At 71.4% G+C, this 503-nt stretch carries 1 pseudogene; it reads left to right on the plus strand.

The features are described 5' to 3' along the window. A pseudogene (locus CKO11_RS17445) lies at nt 1-313 on the plus strand (leucyl aminopeptidase); the annotation flags it as partial. Between the last annotated feature and the right edge of the window lie 190 nt (nt 314-503).

Here is a 503-nt window from a genome sequence, read left to right on the forward strand (position 1 = left end):
CTTCTGCGGCGCCTTCCTGAAGGCCGCCGAGGCGGAGGGCGAGGGCGCCTGGCGGATGCCGATGGGCGAGCGCTACGACGAGATGCTGAAGTCGCGGATCGCGGACATGCGCAACTCCTGCGGCCGCGAGGCGGGCTCGATCACTGCGGCCCATTTCCTGCGCCGCTTCGTGAAGCCCGAGACGCCCTGGATCCATCTCGACATCGCGGGCACGGCGCTGCTGAAATCGGACACGGCGCTGGCGCCGAAGGGCGCCACCGGCTGGGGGGTGCTGGCGCTCGACCGGATGATCCGGGACATGCTGGAGACGTGAGACAGGGCGCGCCGGGACCGGTGAGGTCCCGGCGGTTCGACCCGCCGGGGCTCTGCCCCGGACCCCGGGATATTTGGACCAGACTGAAGGAGAGGCGGGCCGCGTGGGGGTCGTGATGTTCTATCACCTGACGCGCTCCTCGGCCGAGGACACGCTGCGGCTTCTGCTGCCGCGGGCGCTCGGGCAGGGG

This window comes from Rhodobacter sp. TJ_12 (assembly GCF_020023995.1).
Lineage (GTDB): Bacteria > Pseudomonadota > Alphaproteobacteria > Rhodobacterales > Rhodobacteraceae > Rhodobacter.